Genomic DNA, 16,093 nt, shown 5'->3' with positions numbered 1-16,093 from the left:
CTTGTCGGGCTGAACCGCCTGCTCATATCGATGTGCAAACGGTTCAGCATCACGACTTAGAAGTACTTCATTTCAAAGGTTGCGAGGCCGTCGATTTTGACTTCGTCGGTCAAGGTCAGACGGTCAGCGCGGGTGATTATGGATTTGATTTGCAGGTCCATCGTCACGTCCTTCACCGCAGATGGGATGAACCCGTAAAGGGCATCACTGACCGATACCAGGTTTCCGGGATCGATGTGCTGCGCCTGTCTCCAGGTTGCACCATCGTTGTCGGAGTAGATCGCGTATCCCCGCTTTCCGTCTGCCACGGCGCCTTTGATTTCGATCTCGACGCGGCCAAGCTTTTCGCCCGCGTTAGTCAGCCCCAAGCCGAACTGGTCAGGTCTGTCAGATGTCCCCGGCTTTCTATCGATAGCGTTCAGCGCGAACTTGTTCGCTGCATCACAGGCGACGGTCAATTGCAGTTGATGGACGCCTATTACAGTGAATCGATCCCGGTTGAGATCGCTTGCCGAGATTTTGCCGTGGTCGATGTCGCCGCCGTCCGACAGCGTCGGCATACACGCCGCCGGGGTGATGGTGCCTTTGACCGTCAGGTCAGTGCTCGACGCCGCAAGGGCATAAGGCGCGACGCAAATCAGCGCAGTGGTCGAGAGTGCTGCGAAGTACTTTTTCATCGTTGTTTACTCACTTTCATGGTTGATGTCCTGGCCAGTCCGAGGCGCTTGAGTGCGCCGCGGGTTCGACAGGATGGGTTGGTTGTTACGGGTAATTAATTTCGATCGTCCCCGAACCATCGAGGTCGATGGCCGTGCTCAGGTCCAGGCTTGAGGTGGGGGCGATGACGGCGTCGACGGTCACCAGTGTTGTAAGGTTCTGGATCGCGACCGGGCCTGCGGTACTGCCGGCGCTGTCGGTGAAACCCAGGTAGCTCCTGCTGCCGATCGGGATCGGGTTTGAGCTGGACGTGCTCCAGGCCGCGCCGTTGGTGGTGGAGTCGGTTCGATAGAGGCGAGCGAAGCTGTCGGCCATGGCGTCGGCCGGGTCGAAGTTCAGCGAGTACAAGCCGATCTTGTTGTTGCGCTGATCGACATTCAGCCCGTAGTAAATTTCGCTGTTGACCGTCGCCGAGCCTTCGCGGTTGTCTTTCATGCTCAGCGAAAATACCGTTGGCGCGTCGCAGCTCACGCGCAGCGTCAGCGTCTTGGGCGGCAGGCGGGTGCTCTTGTCGGCGTTCAAGTCGCTACTGGACAGCGTGCCGAAATGGACCAGGCCAAGATTGGACAGTGTCGGTTCGCAGGCCCCCGGCGCGAAACTGGCCCGCAGTGTGGTTTCGCGAGTACGCCCTGCCGCGACAGCGTCGAATAACCCGGTGCTCTCCCACGTCACCGAGTCGCGCACGTGCATTCCCTGCTCCTGAACCCAGGCCGTCAGTTCAAGTTGTGCGGAAAAACTGTGCCCTTTCACGGGGACGCCCGCCTGCACCGGAACAACCCCGTGTTCCGGTCGCCAAATCAGGCTGGACGCCGTTTCTACCGGCGCCTGACCCATGGCCGCAATCAACCCCAGATCTACCGATTGACCGTCCACCACGGCATCGCGAATGCGCATTTGATAGCTGCCGCGCTCGGCGAAGTAAAAGCGCTCGGCAGTCGCCGCCATGGCCCGATAAAACAGGGACAGGTCGATGGCCTGTGAACAACTCAGGTTCAAACTCAGGCGACGTTCGCCCAGGTTGCGCTCTGGCGCCGCATCGGGGCGTATCGCCCGGTTCATCAGGCCGTAATCGAGTAAGGGCTGGCTCAGGTTGAACTGACAGTCGTCTGCCCAGGCGAGTGGTGTGAAACCACTCAGCGCCAGCGGAGCAAGGAGCAACAGGGAATAGCGGGACAGGTTCATGAAGTCATCCTCAAAGGGCTCGGCACAGGGCGGGGGCGGTCTCGTAGTACGCCTCGGAGTCGGCGTTGGCCGGCAGTTCGAAACGCAGTTCGCAGCGGTCCAGCCCTGGCGCGGTTATCCACAGGGCACGCGGGTCGAGCACGTTGGGCAGAAATAGCTGGCCGCCGTCCTGCACCAGGGTGACGAACTCGCCATCCTCGGTATTCACGGTCGCGCCGCGGGGTATTGGCGCGCCGTTGACGGTGGTGACCCTGAGCAAGGCGCGGCGGGTCATCGTGATCCCGAACTCGACCTTGTCGACGGCACCACGACCGGCAGAAATCACCGCCAAGCCGTTGTTGATATCGGCATTGCGCGGCAGCGAGCGGGTGTCGACTTCCACCGGGCTGCGGCCATAAGCGCTGACCTGGGAGACCACGGCCTGACCTTGCCAGTCGGTCCAGACCGGACCGCTTGGCGTGCTGACCTTGATGGCGCCCATGTCGCCCACCGAGAGCAGCGCAAAGGTGTCGCTGACCGGGTAAGGCGACAGCGTCAGGCCACCGCCGTGCAGCACCGCGCCACCGCGGGCGCCGGCTTGATAGCTGGAGCGTTCGGCATCAGCGCGGGTGTAGTTGAGGTTCAACTGGCTGTAGCGCGGCAGGAGTGAAACGCCGACAGACGATTGCACCTGCTTGTCACGCGTGTCGTGTTCAACGCCGATCCGGTAGCCCAGTTGATCGTTGATGTTTTCACTCAGGCCCACACCGCTGCGATATTCGCCACCGGCATTACGCACCCAGGTGCGGGCTCGGCGGTTCTCGCCCAATGGAATGCTGACGTTCAAGTACAGGCTGTCGTCGCTGCGTTGCGTGCCGCTGACTTGCCATTCGGCGGTGGCCGAGACGGACACGCTGCCGATACTGGTGCCCCAGGAAGCGAGCGCGCGGCTGCTGCTTTGCCCGTCAAATGAGGTCGAGCGGGAGAGCCCGCTGCTGTACGCGCCCAACCATGGGTGCGACCACGACAGCGCTGCGCTTTGTTGGTCGCGGTAACGGGACTTGTTGCTGTCCGACGGGGTGTCGAACACGGACTCTTCCAGCTCGCGATAACCGAACGTCCGGTAGGCGCTTCCCGCATTGATCGCCCACTGTTCACCCAAGCGTTGCGAGAAGTTCAGGTCGGCCTGAAATCCTCGGGTGGATTCGCGGCTGGCGTCAGAACTCTGAAGGCTGGCTTGGATTTGTGTCGCGGGGAATGGCAACAGGCCCAGGCTTGCGCCCGCCGCGCGATAGTCGGCGGCGCCGGTCAGGCCGGCGCTGAGCAAGACCTGCGGCTTGAGCGCACCGCTCCAGCCGCCGCTGATTACCCAGGGGTCGCCACCCGCGGCATCACCGATATTGCGCACCTGGCCCGCCGCCAATGAATAGCCGGGCGCCGGCAAACCGATGCCCAGCAGGGCGGCCGGAACGGTAAAACCGCGCTCGCTGCCATCCGCCTCCTTGATCGTGACCTCAACGTCGGAGCGACTGTTGAGCCGTCGCACGTTGTTCAGGGCGAACGGGCCGGCGGGCACCACCGTGGAGTGAATCAGTGAACCGTTCTGCCGAACCTCGACTTGCGCCTGGCTGTGGGCGATGCCTTCGATCAGTGCGCTTTGTCCCTCGACCTGCAGCGCTTGCTCCGTGAGGATTTGCACGCCGGTGATCTGCGCACCGGCAAGCACCGGGTTGTAGAGATTGATCTGGCCCGCCTGCACAACCGCTTGTTGACTGGCAAACGTACGCTGGGCGTATGCCGCCAGATGGGTGGTGCGGGAAACGTCGTCCTGCCAGGTCTGCACCTGACGACTGCGCACGATCCAGTCGCCGGCGTTGAAACCGAGTTCGGTGTTGGCCGAAGCGTAGCGGCTGGACTGGTCGCCATAACGGCTTTGCAGGCCGGTGACGTCGTAATTGAGCAGACCGGCGATGCCGCCGGTTTGATAGCCCGAGAAATCCCGGGCCGTCGGTCTTATCGCATCGGTGGGTACCACCAATGCGAGGCTCAGGTTTGCCGGGTCCGGCTCGATCAGGGTTTGCGGCCAGGTGCCGAGCACATCGTGGCAGCGCGCATCTTCGAGCGTTCGGGGGGGAATGATCAGGTTGGCCGCGTCGAGCAGCGCCGAGTCAAAACACAGTTCGCCCTGAGGCTTGAACGTGACATCCGCCCGGCCCCGACGCTGACCGTTGACGATCAGCGTGACGGGATGCCTTCCGGCCGTAAAGCTCGGTGCGGCGAGCAGCAACGTGGCCAGGTCCGGATCGATGCCGCGTTGTTGCAACATGTCTCTATCGAACGACGTTGGCAACGAAACATCAGCGTGGGCGTCGAGCAATATCAGCAAATTGCTCAGCAAAAACGCCGTTTTGGTCCCGGGCCGTGGCCCGCGTGTACGAGCGGCTGCCCGAATCGCAGGCATGGCTTCGCCGTCACGGTAAATCGATACTGTGTTCATGGGGTTCACTTGGTTATCTGTGTGCTGACCGATTTCGCTGTGGCTTCAGGCACACGTGTGGCGACGGTTAAACGACCGTCACCTTGAAACTTCGGCGCTCACTGTTCCTTGGAGCGACGTCGGTGGAGGTTGTTCTCTAGGGGGTGATCGACGCGTCGTAGTGCGGCACCGCAAAGCCATAAACGGTGGCCGGTTGAAAGCGCACATGGGTGGCGGCTCCAGGCGTTGCCGCCACGCTGATGTGCTCACCGGGCAGCACGTAGGTTTTCGGCAGCATCGCTCGGCCCGACGGAATCAGTTGCACCTCTTGCGCCAGACGGACGACGTAAGGTGTGTCGTTGCGCACGGTCAGTTGATCGTCCTTCAGCGTCCATTTCAGGTCGGTCCATGGGGTGCGGTTGGGCGCGAGGCCCTTGGGGTGAATGATCAGTGGCAGATTCTGCCGTACCGTCACGCCCACTCGGGCATGCCCGGCTTCCGCGGCCGGTTTCCCCTGGGGAATGCCTTCGAAGATCACTCGCTTCAAACGCTGAGTGAGCAAGGGTTTCTCCGTCTGAAGAATGAAGCGCACCAGTTGGGTTTTGGAGGCTTCGACGCGCGCCAGCGGTGGCGTCACGAACACCAGCGATTCGCTGTCTTCGGGGATGTCTTCGAGGGTCACATGCAGCAACGCCAGGCTGGCATCGGAGTTGGTCACGGAAACGGACGCCTCGCCATCGGCTTCGTTGACGATCACTACCGAAGTGTCCGGGATCATGCCGTCGGCCTGGGCGTGTGAGGCCAGTAACAGGGCAAGCGCACCGATGCCGGTGTGGAGGAGCGGGCGTGCGAAAGAAGAAAGCATCGTCATGGATGTCTCGTTGAAGGTTTCGAGTAAAAAAGGTTGGCGGTGGTATGGATTTACAGGTTGATAAGGTCCGGCGGGGAGTCAGTCTTCGGTCCGCGCGTGAAGGTTGATGGACCGGTGCTGACCGGGGCAATGCCACGACGACGAGGGAACATCCGGTTGTGACGGTGACCGGGCAACGCTCTCAATCGGGCGTTGCCCGGCCACTGATGCCGAGTTACAGGTACTTGATCTGCAGGGTTGCGGAACCGTTGATTGATACGTCGTCGGTCAGGGTCAGGCCGTCGGTAGCAGCGATGGCAGTGCGCACCTGAAGATCCAGAGTCAAATCCTTTATCGCAATGGGAATGCTGGAATTGCCAACGGCCGCAAACCCCCAGATGTTATTCACCCCCCAGAAATCCCTTGAGCCTGCAGCGAGCCAAGTCAGGCCATTGTCATAAGACAGAATGGTTTGTGCGGCGACGTTATCGGCCTGCACATTGCGCGGAGTAACACGGAAGTGCCCCAGTTTCTCACTGCCATTGATCAGCCCCAGACCGAAGTAGGTTGCATGCGTTGCGCTACCCGCCTGGTGATCGGTCGGAGAGAGCGCAAAGGCAGTCGCCGCATCGCAGCTCACTGCCATTTGCAGGGTGATTGGGGGCAACTGGGTGTGTCTGTCGGGTAAAAGATCTTGCACGGAAATCTTCCCGTGGTCGGCGGTGCCGTCACTGGACAGACTAGGCGTGCATGCCCTCGGCGTGATCAGACCCTTTACCGTCAGATCGGTGCTGGATGCCGCGAACGCTGACGATGCTCCACCGAGCAACAATGCAGCGGTCAGGATAGAAAAATTCTTGTTCATGTTTTGATTCGTCCTTGATGAAAAATGGTTATTGCCAATCCCCTATGCAGGGAGGCGCAATCTAGCGGCCGGAGTCGTCAGGTGGAATGCAACTAATACGAAAGCGGACTGGCTGGTGTATGAAAGGGTGCTGCGGGGTACACATCGGCGCTTTGGAGCACTGTCTGTAGTCTTTCGGTGTGGGCTGAATAGCCAAGTAACGTAGGGTTGTTCTATTTGTTTTGTAAGAGAAAGGTCGAAGTCCCGTGTGTGTTGGACGAGGCTGTGGGACGGTCTTGATGGGGCCGTTGTGGTGAGCACGGGACGGCGCTATTTTTCGCCCATTCCAACCCCAAACAGGATTAATCCGACAATGCGCGTAATTATTGCTGACGACCATCCTGTCGTACGCATCGGCTTGCGGATGCTCGTCGACTCCAGCAAAACGGACAGAGTCGTGGGTGAAGTCGACGGTCCGGACAGCCTGTTGAAGCTACTTTCAAACACACCCTGTGATCTGTTGATCACGGACTTTTCCATGCCCGGCAACGAGCAGGCCGATGGCCTGAAAATGTTGAGCACCCTGCGACGCCACTACCCGGGCATGCCCGTCATCCTGGTCACGATGTTTGCCAATGTCGCCACCCTCAGAGCGGCGTTCGCTCAAGGGGTGATGGCGGTCGTTGCCAAAGGCGCATCGGCGACAGAGTTGCCCGTTGCAATCAAGACTGTGGCAGAAGGACGGCGCTTCATCACCGAGTCCTTGCGTGCAGCGATGACTCAGGTCGCCACAAGTGAACAGCTCTCAGCCAAAGAGCATGAAGTCGTCAGAATGCTCGCCAGTGGCATGACCGTCAGCGAAATCGCGACCCACTTCAAGCGAAGCGTATCGACCATCAGTAAACAAAAAAACATGGCCATGCTCAGGCTGGGCATCTCCACGGATGTGGACCTCTTCTCCTACGCCCGTGACAGCGGCATGTCGCTCTAGGCCGTCAATCCGAGCAGTGCCGGTATTCTCGGTATTGATGCCGATAGTCTTCAGCGCATTTGCGGACTATCGTGCAGGCAATCTTGCGAAACCATTTTGTAAACCCGGGGAGCCTGTCCATGAGTGATGCCCACAACGCATTGATCACCCAGTTCTACCAAGCCTTCCAGCGGCTGGATGCCGAGGCCATGAGCGCCTGCTACACCGACGACGTGGTGTTCAGTGATCCGGCGTTCGGCGAGTTGCGCGGCCGGGATGCCGGCGACATGTGGCGCATGCTCACCACCCGCGCCAAGGATTTTTCCCTGACGTTCGATAACGTGCGCAGCGATGAGCGCAGCGGCGGCGCGCATTGGGTGGCGACGTACCTGTTCAGCCAGACCGGTAACACCGTGGTCAACGACATTCAGGCCCGGTTCGTGTTTCGCGACGGCAAGATCTGCGAACATCACGACAGCTTTGATCTGTGGACCTGGTCGCGACAGGCGCTGGGTTTCAAGGGCTTGTTGTTGGGCTGGACGCCGCTGGTGAGTAACGCCGTCCGCGCACAAGCCTTGAAGGGGCTAAAGGCATTTCAGGCCGGTCGCTGATAAGATCGCGGCTTGTTTCCTACAAGCCTTGATCGTCACGTGAACACGCCGAGCGAATCTTCCGTCATTGCCGCCGAACCGACGCTGCCCGTCAGCAAACCGTGGTTCGTGTACCTCGTTCGTGCGGCCAATGGTTCGCTCTACTGCGGGATCAGCAACGATCCCGTCCGCCGCTTCGCCACTCACCAGAGCGGCAAAGGCGCGCGCTTCTTCCTCTCCAGCCCTGCTGTGGCACTGGTCTACACCGAAGTCTGCCGCGACAAAGGCGAAGCGCTGCGTCAGGAGCGACTGATCAAAAAACTCAAGAAAAGCGCCAAGGAATGTCTGGTAGCAACCTTTGCAGCGGGCTTATCAATCTGACTGATAAGTTCCCATCAGGCGGATGGGTGGGATGCTCGCGGAATGCGCGCTAAGCTGCGGATTCATTATCCGTGCGGCGGAGCCGAGCATGTCAGAGTTGATTCTTCATCATTACCCGACGTCCCTTTTCGCCGAAAAGGCCCGCCTGTTGCTGGGCTTCAAGGGGCTGTCCTGGCGCTCGGTGAAAATTTCGCCGGTGATGCCAAAGCCTGATCTGACGGCTCTGACTGGTGGCTATCGCAAGACGCCGGTGTTGCAAATCGGTGCCGATATTTATTGCGACACCGCGCTGATCGCCCGTCGTCTGGAGCAGGAAAAGGCCTTGCCGGCGTTTTTTCCGGAAGGTCAGGAAATGATCGCGGCGACCTTCGCCGCCTGGGCGGATTCGGTGGTGTTCCAGCATGCGGTCAGCCTGGTGTTTCAGCCGGAATCCATCGCCGTGCGTTTCGGCAATATGCCGCCGGAAGCGATCAAGGCGTTCATCGCCGATCGCGCCGGACTATTTAGTGGTGGCAGCGCTACCAGGTTGTCCGCTGAGCAAGCCCGGCATCAATGGCCGACGATCATGGGGCGCCTGGAGCAGCAGCTTCAGCGCGAGCAGGGTGATTTCCTGTTCGGCGAACCGTCGATTGCCGACTTTGCCCTGGCTCATTGTCTGTGGTTCCTCAAGGCTACGCCGGTGACTGCACCGTTGGTCGATGCTTATCCGGCGGTTTCTGCGTGGTTAGGGCGGGTGATGGGCTTCGGTCATGGCGCGTCCAGCGAGATGACGTCCGAAGAAGCGCTGGAAGTGGCGCGCAATGCGACACCGGCCGCGTTGCCGGATGAGCAGTTTGATGAACCGAATGGTTTTGAGGCGGGTCAGCAGGTGGTCATCGCCGCGACCGATTACGGGGTTGATCCGGTGGCCGGGGAGTTGTTGTTTGCGGGCAGGGAAGAATTGATTCTGCGTCGTGAAGACGAACGTGGCGGCGTGGTGCATGTGCACTTTCCGCGGTTTGGGTTTCGCATCGAAAAATGCTGACACTCACTCCTGTGGCGAGGGGGCTTGCCCCCGTTGGGTCGCGAAGCGACCCCGGCATTTCGACGGTGCACCGCATCCACAGGGTTTACGACTGCTGCGCAGCCGAACGGGGGCAAGCCCCCTCGCCACAGGGATTGAGTGAGGCTAATCGGTTATTTCAGTGCGGCGAGAATGCTGTCGGGGTCATACCCGCGAATCAACGTGCCGTTCACATCGATGATCGGAATCCCGCCGCCACCCAACGCCTCATAGGCCTTGCGCGCTTCGACGTCCTTCTCGATATCAAACTCCTTGTACGGAATGCCTTTCTGATCAAGAAAGCGCCGAGTCAGTTTGCAGTAGCCACACCACTCGGTGGCGTAAAGCACGACGCTGGCCTTGGCCTGAGTCTGCTCCGACACCACTTGCGAAGGGTTGAACACCCGCTCGATCTTGCCCCAGTTCTGATAGACCACGACCACCAGCAGGATCAGCAGGAATTTCTTCAGTACGCTGCCGAGCATCAGTTGCGTCGCTTGAGCTGGTCAGTCAGCTGAGTGGGCAGGCCTTTGATGATCAGCGTGCCGGCTTCTTCGTCGTATTCGATCTTCGAGCCCAGCAGGTGCGCTTCGAAGCTGATCGACAAGCCTTCAGCGCGGCCAGTGAAGCGGCGGAACTGGTTCAGGGTACGTTTGTCCGCCGGGATTTCGGGCGACAGGCCGTAATCCTTGTTGCGAATGTGATCGTAGAAAGCCTTCGGGCGTTCTTCGTCGATCAGCTCCGACAGCTCTTCCAGGCCCATGGGCTCGCCCATCTTTGCCTGACTGCTGGCGTAATCCACCAGGGTTTTGGTTTTCTCGCGGGCGGACTCTTCCGGCAGGTCTTCGCTTTCGACGAAGTCACTGAAAGCCTTGAGCAGGGTGCGGGTTTCGCCGGGGCCGTCGACCCCTTCCTGGCAGCCGATGAAGTCGCGGAAATACTCCGAAACCTTTTTCCCGTTCTTGCCTTTGATGAACGAAATGTACTGCCTGGACTGTTTGTTGTTCTGCCACTCAGAGACGTTGATTCGCGCCGCCAGGTGCAATTGACCCAAGTCGAGGTGGCGGGACGGTGTCACGTCCAGCTGATCGGTCACTGCAACGCCTTCACTGTGGTGCAGCAGCGCGATGGCCAGGTAATCGGTCATACCCTGCTGATAATGGGCAAACAGCACGTGGCCGCCCACAGAGAGGTTCGACTCTTCCATCAGTTTTTGCAGGTGTTCCACCGCCACGCGGCTGAACGCGGTGAAATCCTTGCCGCCGTCGAGGTATTCCTTCAGCCAGCCGCTGAACGGATGCGCGCCGGACTCGGCATGGAAGAAACCCCACGCCTTGCCTTGTTTGGCGTTGTAGCTCTCGTTGAGGTCGGCAAGCATGTTCTCGATGGCGCTGGACTCGGCCAGTTCCGAGTCACGAGCGTGGAGAACTGCGGGCGTGCCGTCGGGTTTTTTGTCGATCAGGTGGACGATGCAATGACGGATCGGCATGGGCTTCTCGGCTGATTGAAGAGAGGAGGGCGTGCTCCCCCAAAAAGTGCCAAGTGTACCGCAACCACTGGTTTTGGCGCGGTGCGAAGGGCAATTCGCAGGCGTGCGGCAGCGCTTATGCAGTTTTTTCCTGTTTTAGAGCAATAAAGCTGACCAAATGGGTAGCTAGAGGCGGATATTTCCCCGCCTCTGTGCTAGTTTTGCCCGGTCTTACGCGAAGTCACTGCGTTAAGCGTGCATTCAGCATTTGTCAGGTCGAACCAAACCCTGATTTCGGTATCTATAACCCCGATCCCGTGGTTATTGGCCGAGGGTGCCAGATCCAGAAGATCGGGCTCGATGGCTGACACTGCACTCTGCAATCCATATGAATTTGATAGGGAAGGAACACTACATGGCTCTTACTAAAGACCAACTGATCGCCGACATCGCTGAAGCTATCGACGCGCCAAAAACCACCGCGCGTAACGCTCTGGACCAACTGGGCCAAATCGTTGCCGATCAGCTGGAAAACGGCGGCGAAATCACTCTGCCAGGTATCGGCAAACTGAAAGTGACTGAGCGTCCTGCCCGTACCGGCCGTAACCCTTCGACTGGCGCTGCCATCGAAATCGCTGCCAAGAAAGTTATCAAGCTGGTTGTGGCCAAAGGCCTGACCGACGCTGTTAACAAGTAAGACGCAGTAAAAAAAGCCGTGCTCCGGAGTGATCCGGACACGGCTTTTTTGTGCCTGCGATTTGGCGATTGACCTGCAAACACCTAAACCCATGTGGGAGCGAGCCTGCTCACGATAGCGGTATGTCAGTCACCGTTGAAGTCGACTGACATACCGCTATCGCGAGCAGGCTCGCTCGCACATTTGATTTTCACAGCTCAGAGATAGCTTTACTCAGCTTTTACGCGCCCAACGCTCACGCCACACCTGCTGTTCGGATTTGGTCTGGAAGGTCCAGGCGACGAAGCGGCTTTGCTTCTGGCCCTGAGACATTTCCACGACCTGGCTTTCCAGCACGCCGGCCTTTTTCAGCGCGGTCTGGATCGCTGGCAGGTTCGAGGCTTTCGAGACCAGGGTGCTGAACCACAGCACTTTATGTTGAAAATGCGCGCTCTCGGCGATCAGTTGCGTCACAAAACGCGCTTCGCCACCTTCACACCACAGTTCAGCCGACTGCCCGCCGAAGTTCAGCACCGGCAGTTTGCGTTTCGGGTCGGCGCGGCCCAGTGCACGCCATTTGCGCTCGCTGCCCTTGGTCGCTTCGTCCATCGAGGCGTGGAATGGCGGGTTGCACATGGTCAGGTCAAAGCGTTCGCCCGGTTCGAGCAGGCCCAGCAGAATGTGCTTGGGATTAGTCTGCTGGCGCAACTGAATGGCTTTGTTCAGACCGTTGGACTGAACGATGGCTTTGGCTGCCGCCACCGCCGTCGGGTCGATTTCCGAGCCGAGGAAGTGCCAGCGGTAGTCGCTGTAACCGATCAACGGATAGACGCAGTTGGCGCCCATGCCGATATCGAGCACCTTGACCGGCGCACCGCGCGGGATTTCGCCGTCGTTGACGCTGGCCAGCAGGTCGGCCAGGAAGTGCACGTAATCGGCACGGCCCGGCACCGGCGGGCAGAGGTAATCCGCCGGAATGTCCCAGTGAGCAATGCCATAGAACGACTTGAGCAGCGCCCGGTTGAACACTCGCACCGCGTCCGGGCTGGCGAAGTCGATGCTTTCCTTGCCGTACGGATTGATGATCACGAACTTCGCCAGTTCCGGCGTGGTTTTGATCAGCGCCGGGAAGTCGTAACGACCCTGATGGCGATTGCGCGGGTGCAGGCTGGCCTTTTCACGCGATTCCACGGCTTTGGCCGGGGTGGCGGAGTCGGGCTTCTTGCGCGCAGGTTTGGGGGTGCGGGGGGCGGTCATGGGCGTTGTCGATTCGGGTATGGCTAAAAGTGGCGGGTATTGTCCCACAGACGACGGCCAGGCGGGGACCTGTAGGAGCATGGCTTGCCCGCGAAGAACAATGACACGGTCAACCAGTTACACCGCGTTATCGTTCTTCGCGGGCAAGCCTTGCTCCTACAAAAAGCGGATTTCGGTGTTTGGGCGATTGTGGTGGGCACAAAAAAGGGAGGCCACTCGGGCCTAATGCCGATCAGTTAGGCGAAAGCTGCCCCCTGTAGGAGCGAGCTTGCTCGCGATGGACGTTAACGATAACGCGTATTTTCTGGATAAACGCGTCGCCTTGAAGTCCATCGCGAGCAAGCTCGCTCCTACAAATCTGCTTAACTGACCGGCATTAGCCACTCGGGCCTCCCTCTTTCATTGCGATCTGCCGTTACAAACTGGCAATCCGCGCATGCTGCTCGGCCAGCTTGCCCAAAGCCTGTTCAGCTTCAGCCAGTTTGGCGCGTTCTTTCTCGATGACTTCGGCCGGGGCCTTGTCAACGAAACCGGCGTTGGACAGCTTGCCGCCCACGCGCTGGACTTCGCCCTGCAGACGCAGGATTTCCTTGTCCAGGCGCGCCAGTTCGGCGTCCTTGTCGATCAGACCGGCCATCGGCACCAGCACTTCCATCTCACCCACCAGCGCGGTGGCGGACAGCGGTGCTTCTTCGCCAGCAGCCAGAACGGTGATGGATTCGAGGCGAGCCAGTTTCTTCAACAGGGCTTCGTTCTCGGTGAGGCGACGCTGATCTTCGGCGCTGACGTTTTTCAGGAACAGGTTCAGCGGCTTGCCCGGACCGATGTTCATTTCGCCACGGATATTGCGCGTGCCGAGCATCAGTTCCTTGAGCCACTCGATATCGTTCTCGGCCGCCGGATCGATGCGCTCTTCATTGGCCACTGGCCAAGGCTGCAGCATGATCGTCTTGCCTTCGATACCGGCCAGCGGCGCGATGCGCTGCCAGATTTCTTCGGTGATGAACGGCATGAACGGGTGCGCCAGACGCAGCGCGACTTCCAGTACCCGAACCAGCGTGCGACGTGTACCGCGCTGACGTTCAACCGGCGCGTTTTCGTCCCACAGCACAGGCTTGGACAGTTCCAGGTACCAATCGCAATACTGGTTCCAGATGAACTCGTACAAGGCTTGTGCCGCCAGGTCGAAGCGGAACTGGTCGAGTTGACGGGTCACTTCGGCTTCGGTGCGTTGCAGCTGCGAGATGATCCAGCGATCCGCCAGGGACAGCTCGTAGGCTTCGCCGTTCTGACCGCAGTCTTCGCCCTTGTCCAGCACATAACGCGCGGCGTTCCAGATCTTGTTGCAGAAGTTGCGATAGCCTTCGACGCGGCCCATGTCGAACTTGATGTCGCGACCGGTGGACGCCAGCGAGCAGAAGGTGAAGCGCAGGGCGTCGGTGCCGTAGCTGGCGATGCCGTCGGCGAACTCGTCGCGGGTCTGCTTCTCGATCTTCTTCGCCAGTTTCGGCTGCATCATGCCGGAGGTGCGCTTCTGCACCAGATCTTCCAGCTCGATACCGTCGATGATGTCCAGCGGGTCAAGGACGTTGCCCTTGGACTTGGACATCTTCTGGCCCTGGCCATCTCGCACCAGACCGTGCACGTAAACGGTCTTGAACGGAACCTGCGGCGTGCCGTCTTCGTTTTTCACCAGGTGCATGGTGAGCATGATCATCCGGGCAACCCAGAAGAAAATGATGTCGAAGCCAGTCACCAGCACGTCGGTGGAGTGGAATTTCTTCAGGAACTCGGTCTGCTCAGGCCAGCCGAGCGTCGAGAATGTCCACAAGCCCGAACTAAACCAGGTGTCGAGAACGTCGTTGTCCTGTTGCAGCGCAACGTCCGGGCCGAGGTTGTGCTTGGCACGCACTTCGGCTTCGTCGCGACCGACGTAGACTTTGCCCGACTCGTCGTACCAGGCCGGAATTCGGTGGCCCCACCACAGCTGACGGCTGATGCACCAGTCCTGGATGTCGCGCATCCACGAGAAGTACATGTTTTCGTATTGCTTGGGCACGAACTGGATGCGGCCGTCTTCAACGGCGGCAATCGCAGGCTCGGCCAACGGCTTGGTGGACACGTACCACTGGTCGGTCAGCCAAGGCTCGATGATGGTGCCGGAACGGTCGCCTTTCGGCACTTTCAGCGCGTGATCGTTGACGCTGACCAAGAGGCCGGCAGCATCGAACGCAGCCACGATTTGCTTGCGCGCTTCGAAGCGGTCGAGGCCGACGTATTCGGCCGGGATCTTGCCGTCGATGCTTTCGTTCAGTGTGCCGTCTAGGTTGAACACCTGACAGGCCGGCAGTACGGCAGCGTTCTTGTCGAAGATGTTCAGCAGCGGCAGGTTGTGGCGCTTGCCGACTTCGTAGTCGTTGAAATCGTGGGCCGGGGTGATTTTCACGCAGCCGGTGCCGAATTCAGGGTCGCAGTAGTCGTCGGCGATGATCGGAATGCGGCGGCCGACCAGCGGCAGCTCGACAAATTTGCCGATCAGGGCCTGGTAGCGTTCATCGTTCGGGTTAACGGCTACGGCGGCGTCGCCGAGCATGGTTTCCGGGCGAGTGGTCGCGACGATCAGGTAATCATTGCCTTCAGCGGTCCTGGCGCCGTCGGCCAGCGGGTACTTCAGGTTCCACAGGAAACCTTTCTCGTCGTGGTTTTCCACTTCGAGGTCGGAAATCGCCGTGTGCAACTTGGTGTCCCAGTTGACCAGGCGCTTGCCGCGATAGATCAGACCGTCTTCGTGCAGACGTACGAAGGCTTCTTTAACGGCTTCGGAGAGGCCGTCGTCCATGGTGAAACGCTCACGGCCCCAGTCCACGGACGAGCCGAGACGGCGGATCTGACGGCTGATGTTGCCGCCGGACTGATCCTTCCATTCCCAGACTTTCTCGAGGAACTTCTCACGGCCCAGGTCGTGACGATTCTGGCCTTGGGCTTCGAGTTGGCGTTCCACCAGCATTTGCGTGGCGATACCGGCGTGGTCGGTGCCCGGCTGCCACAGGGTGTTGCGACCCTGCATGCGGCGGAAACGGATCAGGGCGTCCATGATCGCGTTGTTGAAGCCGTGACCCATGTGCAGGCTGCCGGTGACGTTCGGCGGCGGGATCATGATGGTGTAGGACTCGCCCGCGCCTTGCGGGGCGAAGTAATTCTCTGACTCCCAGGTGTTGTACCAGGAAGTTTCAATGGCGTGCGGCTGGTAGGTCTTATCCATGCGCGGCGGGACCCTATTGGCATTAATTCAGGAAAAGCCGACGAGTATAGCGGGGCATGGGGCACAGGGCGAGCGGGGGCGGACAGGCGCAGAGCGAATGTGCGAACCAGCTTTTGGGGCGAGGGGATTTGTCGGACCGTCCTTTTGACGTCAACAACTGGAAAGGAGGCAGATTGCTTCGGGCGTCAGATGGGATTATAGAGTTCGCCATCAGGCTTGATCGAGACGGTAGACCAACCCTCCCCAAAAAATAGTTAGTTGTATCGGGCGTAAGTATGTCTGTTGATTAATGTGTTCTCTCGTGCACAGACATCAATCAAATAGGTTTACGTGTTTCTGTTGTCTCTTGAGTGCGGTAAAAAACCAAAAAAAAAGCCATCCCTGGGGATGGCTTTAAAT

The 16,093-nt window shown here is 59.6% G+C and carries 14 protein-coding genes; 5 read left to right on the top strand and 9 right to left on the bottom strand.

All coding sequences use genetic code 11. From position 1 onward, the window contains the following. Positions 1 to 56: 56 nt before the first annotated feature. The 5 genes from ACA066_RS23650 to ACA066_RS23630 form a co-directional block, all read right to left on the bottom strand. Positions 57 to 677 (bottom strand): DUF1120 domain-containing protein, encoded by a 621-nt coding sequence (locus ACA066_RS23650; RefSeq protein WP_497696862.1) that lies wholly within the window; start codon positions 675 to 677, stop codon positions 57 to 59. A gap of 85 nt (positions 678 to 762) precedes the next feature. Beyond that, positions 763 to 1,899, bottom strand: coding sequence for a DUF1120 domain-containing protein (locus ACA066_RS23645; protein WP_497696861.1), 1,137 nt, complete (start codon positions 1,897 to 1,899; stop codon positions 763 to 765). 10 nt (positions 1,900 to 1,909) lie between these two features. Continuing rightward, positions 1,910 to 4,375, bottom strand: a complete 2,466-nt coding sequence (locus tag ACA066_RS23640; protein ID WP_497696860.1) for a fimbria/pilus outer membrane usher protein — start codon at positions 4,373 to 4,375, stop codon at positions 1,910 to 1,912. A 136-nt stretch (positions 4,376 to 4,511) separates the two neighbouring features. Continuing rightward, on the bottom strand, positions 4,512 to 5,225 hold the full coding sequence (locus tag ACA066_RS23635) for a fimbria/pilus chaperone family protein (RefSeq protein ID WP_497696859.1): 714 nt from the start codon (positions 5,223 to 5,225) through the stop codon (positions 4,512 to 4,514). A gap of 214 nt (positions 5,226 to 5,439) precedes the next feature. After that, positions 5,440 to 6,069, bottom strand: coding sequence for a DUF1120 domain-containing protein (locus ACA066_RS23630; protein ID WP_497696858.1), 630 nt, complete (start codon positions 6,067 to 6,069; stop codon positions 5,440 to 5,442). 352 nt (positions 6,070 to 6,421) lie between these two features. Here ACA066_RS23630 and ACA066_RS23625 point away from each other — a divergent pair, with 352 nt between their 5' ends. The 4 genes from ACA066_RS23625 to ACA066_RS23610 all read left to right on the top strand — a co-directional run bounded on the left by ACA066_RS23625 (position 6,422) and on the right by ACA066_RS23610 (position 9,013). Next, positions 6,422 to 7,039, top strand: coding sequence for a response regulator (locus ACA066_RS23625; protein ID WP_497696857.1), 618 nt, complete (start codon positions 6,422 to 6,424; stop codon positions 7,037 to 7,039). Between the two features lie 119 nt (positions 7,040 to 7,158). Continuing rightward, entirely contained in the window at positions 7,159 to 7,629 is a 471-nt protein-coding gene (locus tag ACA066_RS23620; protein WP_497696856.1) for a nuclear transport factor 2 family protein, read from the top strand. Between the two features lie 39 nt (positions 7,630 to 7,668). After that, the gene (locus tag ACA066_RS23615; RefSeq protein ID WP_497696855.1) at positions 7,669 to 7,989 is read left to right on the top strand and encodes a GIY-YIG nuclease family protein; all 321 of its coding nucleotides are present in this window, start codon (positions 7,669 to 7,671) and stop codon (positions 7,987 to 7,989) included. Positions 7,990 to 8,077: 88 nt separating this feature from the next. Next, the gene (locus tag ACA066_RS23610) at positions 8,078 to 9,013 is read left to right on the top strand and encodes a glutathione S-transferase family protein (RefSeq protein WP_497696854.1); all 936 of its coding nucleotides are present in this window, start codon (positions 8,078 to 8,080) and stop codon (positions 9,011 to 9,013) included. A gap of 152 nt (positions 9,014 to 9,165) precedes the next feature. On the opposite strand, the gene ACA066_RS23605 is transcribed toward ACA066_RS23610, so the two are convergent. Both ACA066_RS23605 and yejK read right to left on the bottom strand, forming a co-directional pair. Next, positions 9,166 to 9,516: a glutaredoxin family protein gene (locus tag ACA066_RS23605; RefSeq protein WP_497696853.1), complete on the bottom strand. Its 351-nt coding sequence runs from the start codon at positions 9,514 to 9,516 to the stop codon at positions 9,166 to 9,168. Beyond that, positions 9,516 to 10,520 carry a nucleoid-associated protein YejK gene (gene yejK, locus ACA066_RS23600; RefSeq protein WP_497696852.1) on the bottom strand — a complete coding sequence of 335 codons (1,005 nt, stop codon included), beginning with the start codon at positions 10,518 to 10,520 and terminating at the stop codon, positions 9,516 to 9,518. Before yejK ends, ACA066_RS23605 begins: the two co-directional genes overlap by 1 nt. A gap of 394 nt (positions 10,521 to 10,914) precedes the next feature. Here yejK and ACA066_RS23595 point away from each other — a divergent pair, with 394 nt between their 5' ends. After that, complete coding sequence (locus ACA066_RS23595) at positions 10,915 to 11,196, top strand: HU family DNA-binding protein (protein WP_007905514.1); 282 nt, start codon at positions 10,915 to 10,917, stop codon at positions 11,194 to 11,196. A gap of 213 nt (positions 11,197 to 11,409) precedes the next feature. On the opposite strand, the gene rlmF is transcribed toward ACA066_RS23595, so the two are convergent. Both rlmF and ACA066_RS23585 read right to left on the bottom strand, forming a co-directional pair. Further along, the gene (gene rlmF / locus ACA066_RS23590) at positions 11,410 to 12,432 is read right to left on the bottom strand and encodes a 23S rRNA (adenine(1618)-N(6))-methyltransferase RlmF (protein ID WP_497696851.1); all 1,023 of its coding nucleotides are present in this window, start codon (positions 12,430 to 12,432) and stop codon (positions 11,410 to 11,412) included. A gap of 415 nt (positions 12,433 to 12,847) precedes the next feature. Next, the gene (locus tag ACA066_RS23585) at positions 12,848 to 15,694 is read right to left on the bottom strand and encodes a valine--tRNA ligase (protein ID WP_497696850.1); all 2,847 of its coding nucleotides are present in this window, start codon (positions 15,692 to 15,694) and stop codon (positions 12,848 to 12,850) included. Positions 15,695 to 16,093 lie beyond the last annotated feature (399 nt).

It is taken from the genome of Pseudomonas sp. LBUM1651, from assembly GCF_059716135.1.
Note: the sequence above shows the minus strand (reverse complement) of the source record. Positions and strands in the feature narration are given on the sequence as shown.

What these genes read in the sequence shown, in the direction of transcription:
- ACA066_RS23650 (WP_497696862.1), bottom strand. Translation starts at nt 677, where the DNA reads ATGAAAAAGTACTTCGCAGCACTCTCGACCACTGCGCTGATTTGCGTC.
- ACA066_RS23645 (WP_497696861.1), bottom strand. Translation starts at nt 1,899, where the DNA reads ATGAACCTGTCCCGCTATTCCCTGTTGCTCCTTGCTCCGCTGGCGCTG.
- ACA066_RS23640 (WP_497696860.1), bottom strand. Translation starts at nt 4,375, where the DNA reads ATGAACACAGTATCGATTTACCGTGACGGCGAAGCCATGCCTGCGATT.
- ACA066_RS23635 (WP_497696859.1), bottom strand. Translation starts at nt 5,225, where the DNA reads ATGACGATGCTTTCTTCTTTCGCACGCCCGCTCCTCCACACCGGCATC.
- ACA066_RS23630 (WP_497696858.1), bottom strand. Translation starts at nt 6,069, where the DNA reads ATGAACAAGAATTTTTCTATCCTGACCGCTGCATTGTTGCTCGGTGGA.
- ACA066_RS23625 (WP_497696857.1), top strand. Translation starts at nt 6,422, where the DNA reads ATGCGCGTAATTATTGCTGACGACCATCCTGTCGTACGCATCGGCTTG.
- ACA066_RS23620 (WP_497696856.1), top strand. Translation starts at nt 7,159, where the DNA reads ATGAGTGATGCCCACAACGCATTGATCACCCAGTTCTACCAAGCCTTC.
- ACA066_RS23610 (WP_497696854.1), top strand. Translation starts at nt 8,078, where the DNA reads ATGTCAGAGTTGATTCTTCATCATTACCCGACGTCCCTTTTCGCCGAA.
- ACA066_RS23605 (WP_497696853.1), bottom strand. Translation starts at nt 9,516, where the DNA reads ATGCTCGGCAGCGTACTGAAGAAATTCCTGCTGATCCTGCTGGTGGTC.
- yejK (WP_497696852.1), bottom strand. Translation starts at nt 10,520, where the DNA reads ATGCCGATCCGTCATTGCATCGTCCACCTGATCGACAAAAAACCCGAC.
- ACA066_RS23595 (WP_007905514.1), top strand. Translation starts at nt 10,915, where the DNA reads ATGGCTCTTACTAAAGACCAACTGATCGCCGACATCGCTGAAGCTATC.
- rlmF (WP_497696851.1), bottom strand. Translation starts at nt 12,432, where the DNA reads ATGACCGCCCCCCGCACCCCCAAACCTGCGCGCAAGAAGCCCGACTCC.
- ACA066_RS23585 (WP_497696850.1), bottom strand. Translation starts at nt 15,694, where the DNA reads ATGGATAAGACCTACCAGCCGCACGCCATTGAAACTTCCTGGTACAAC.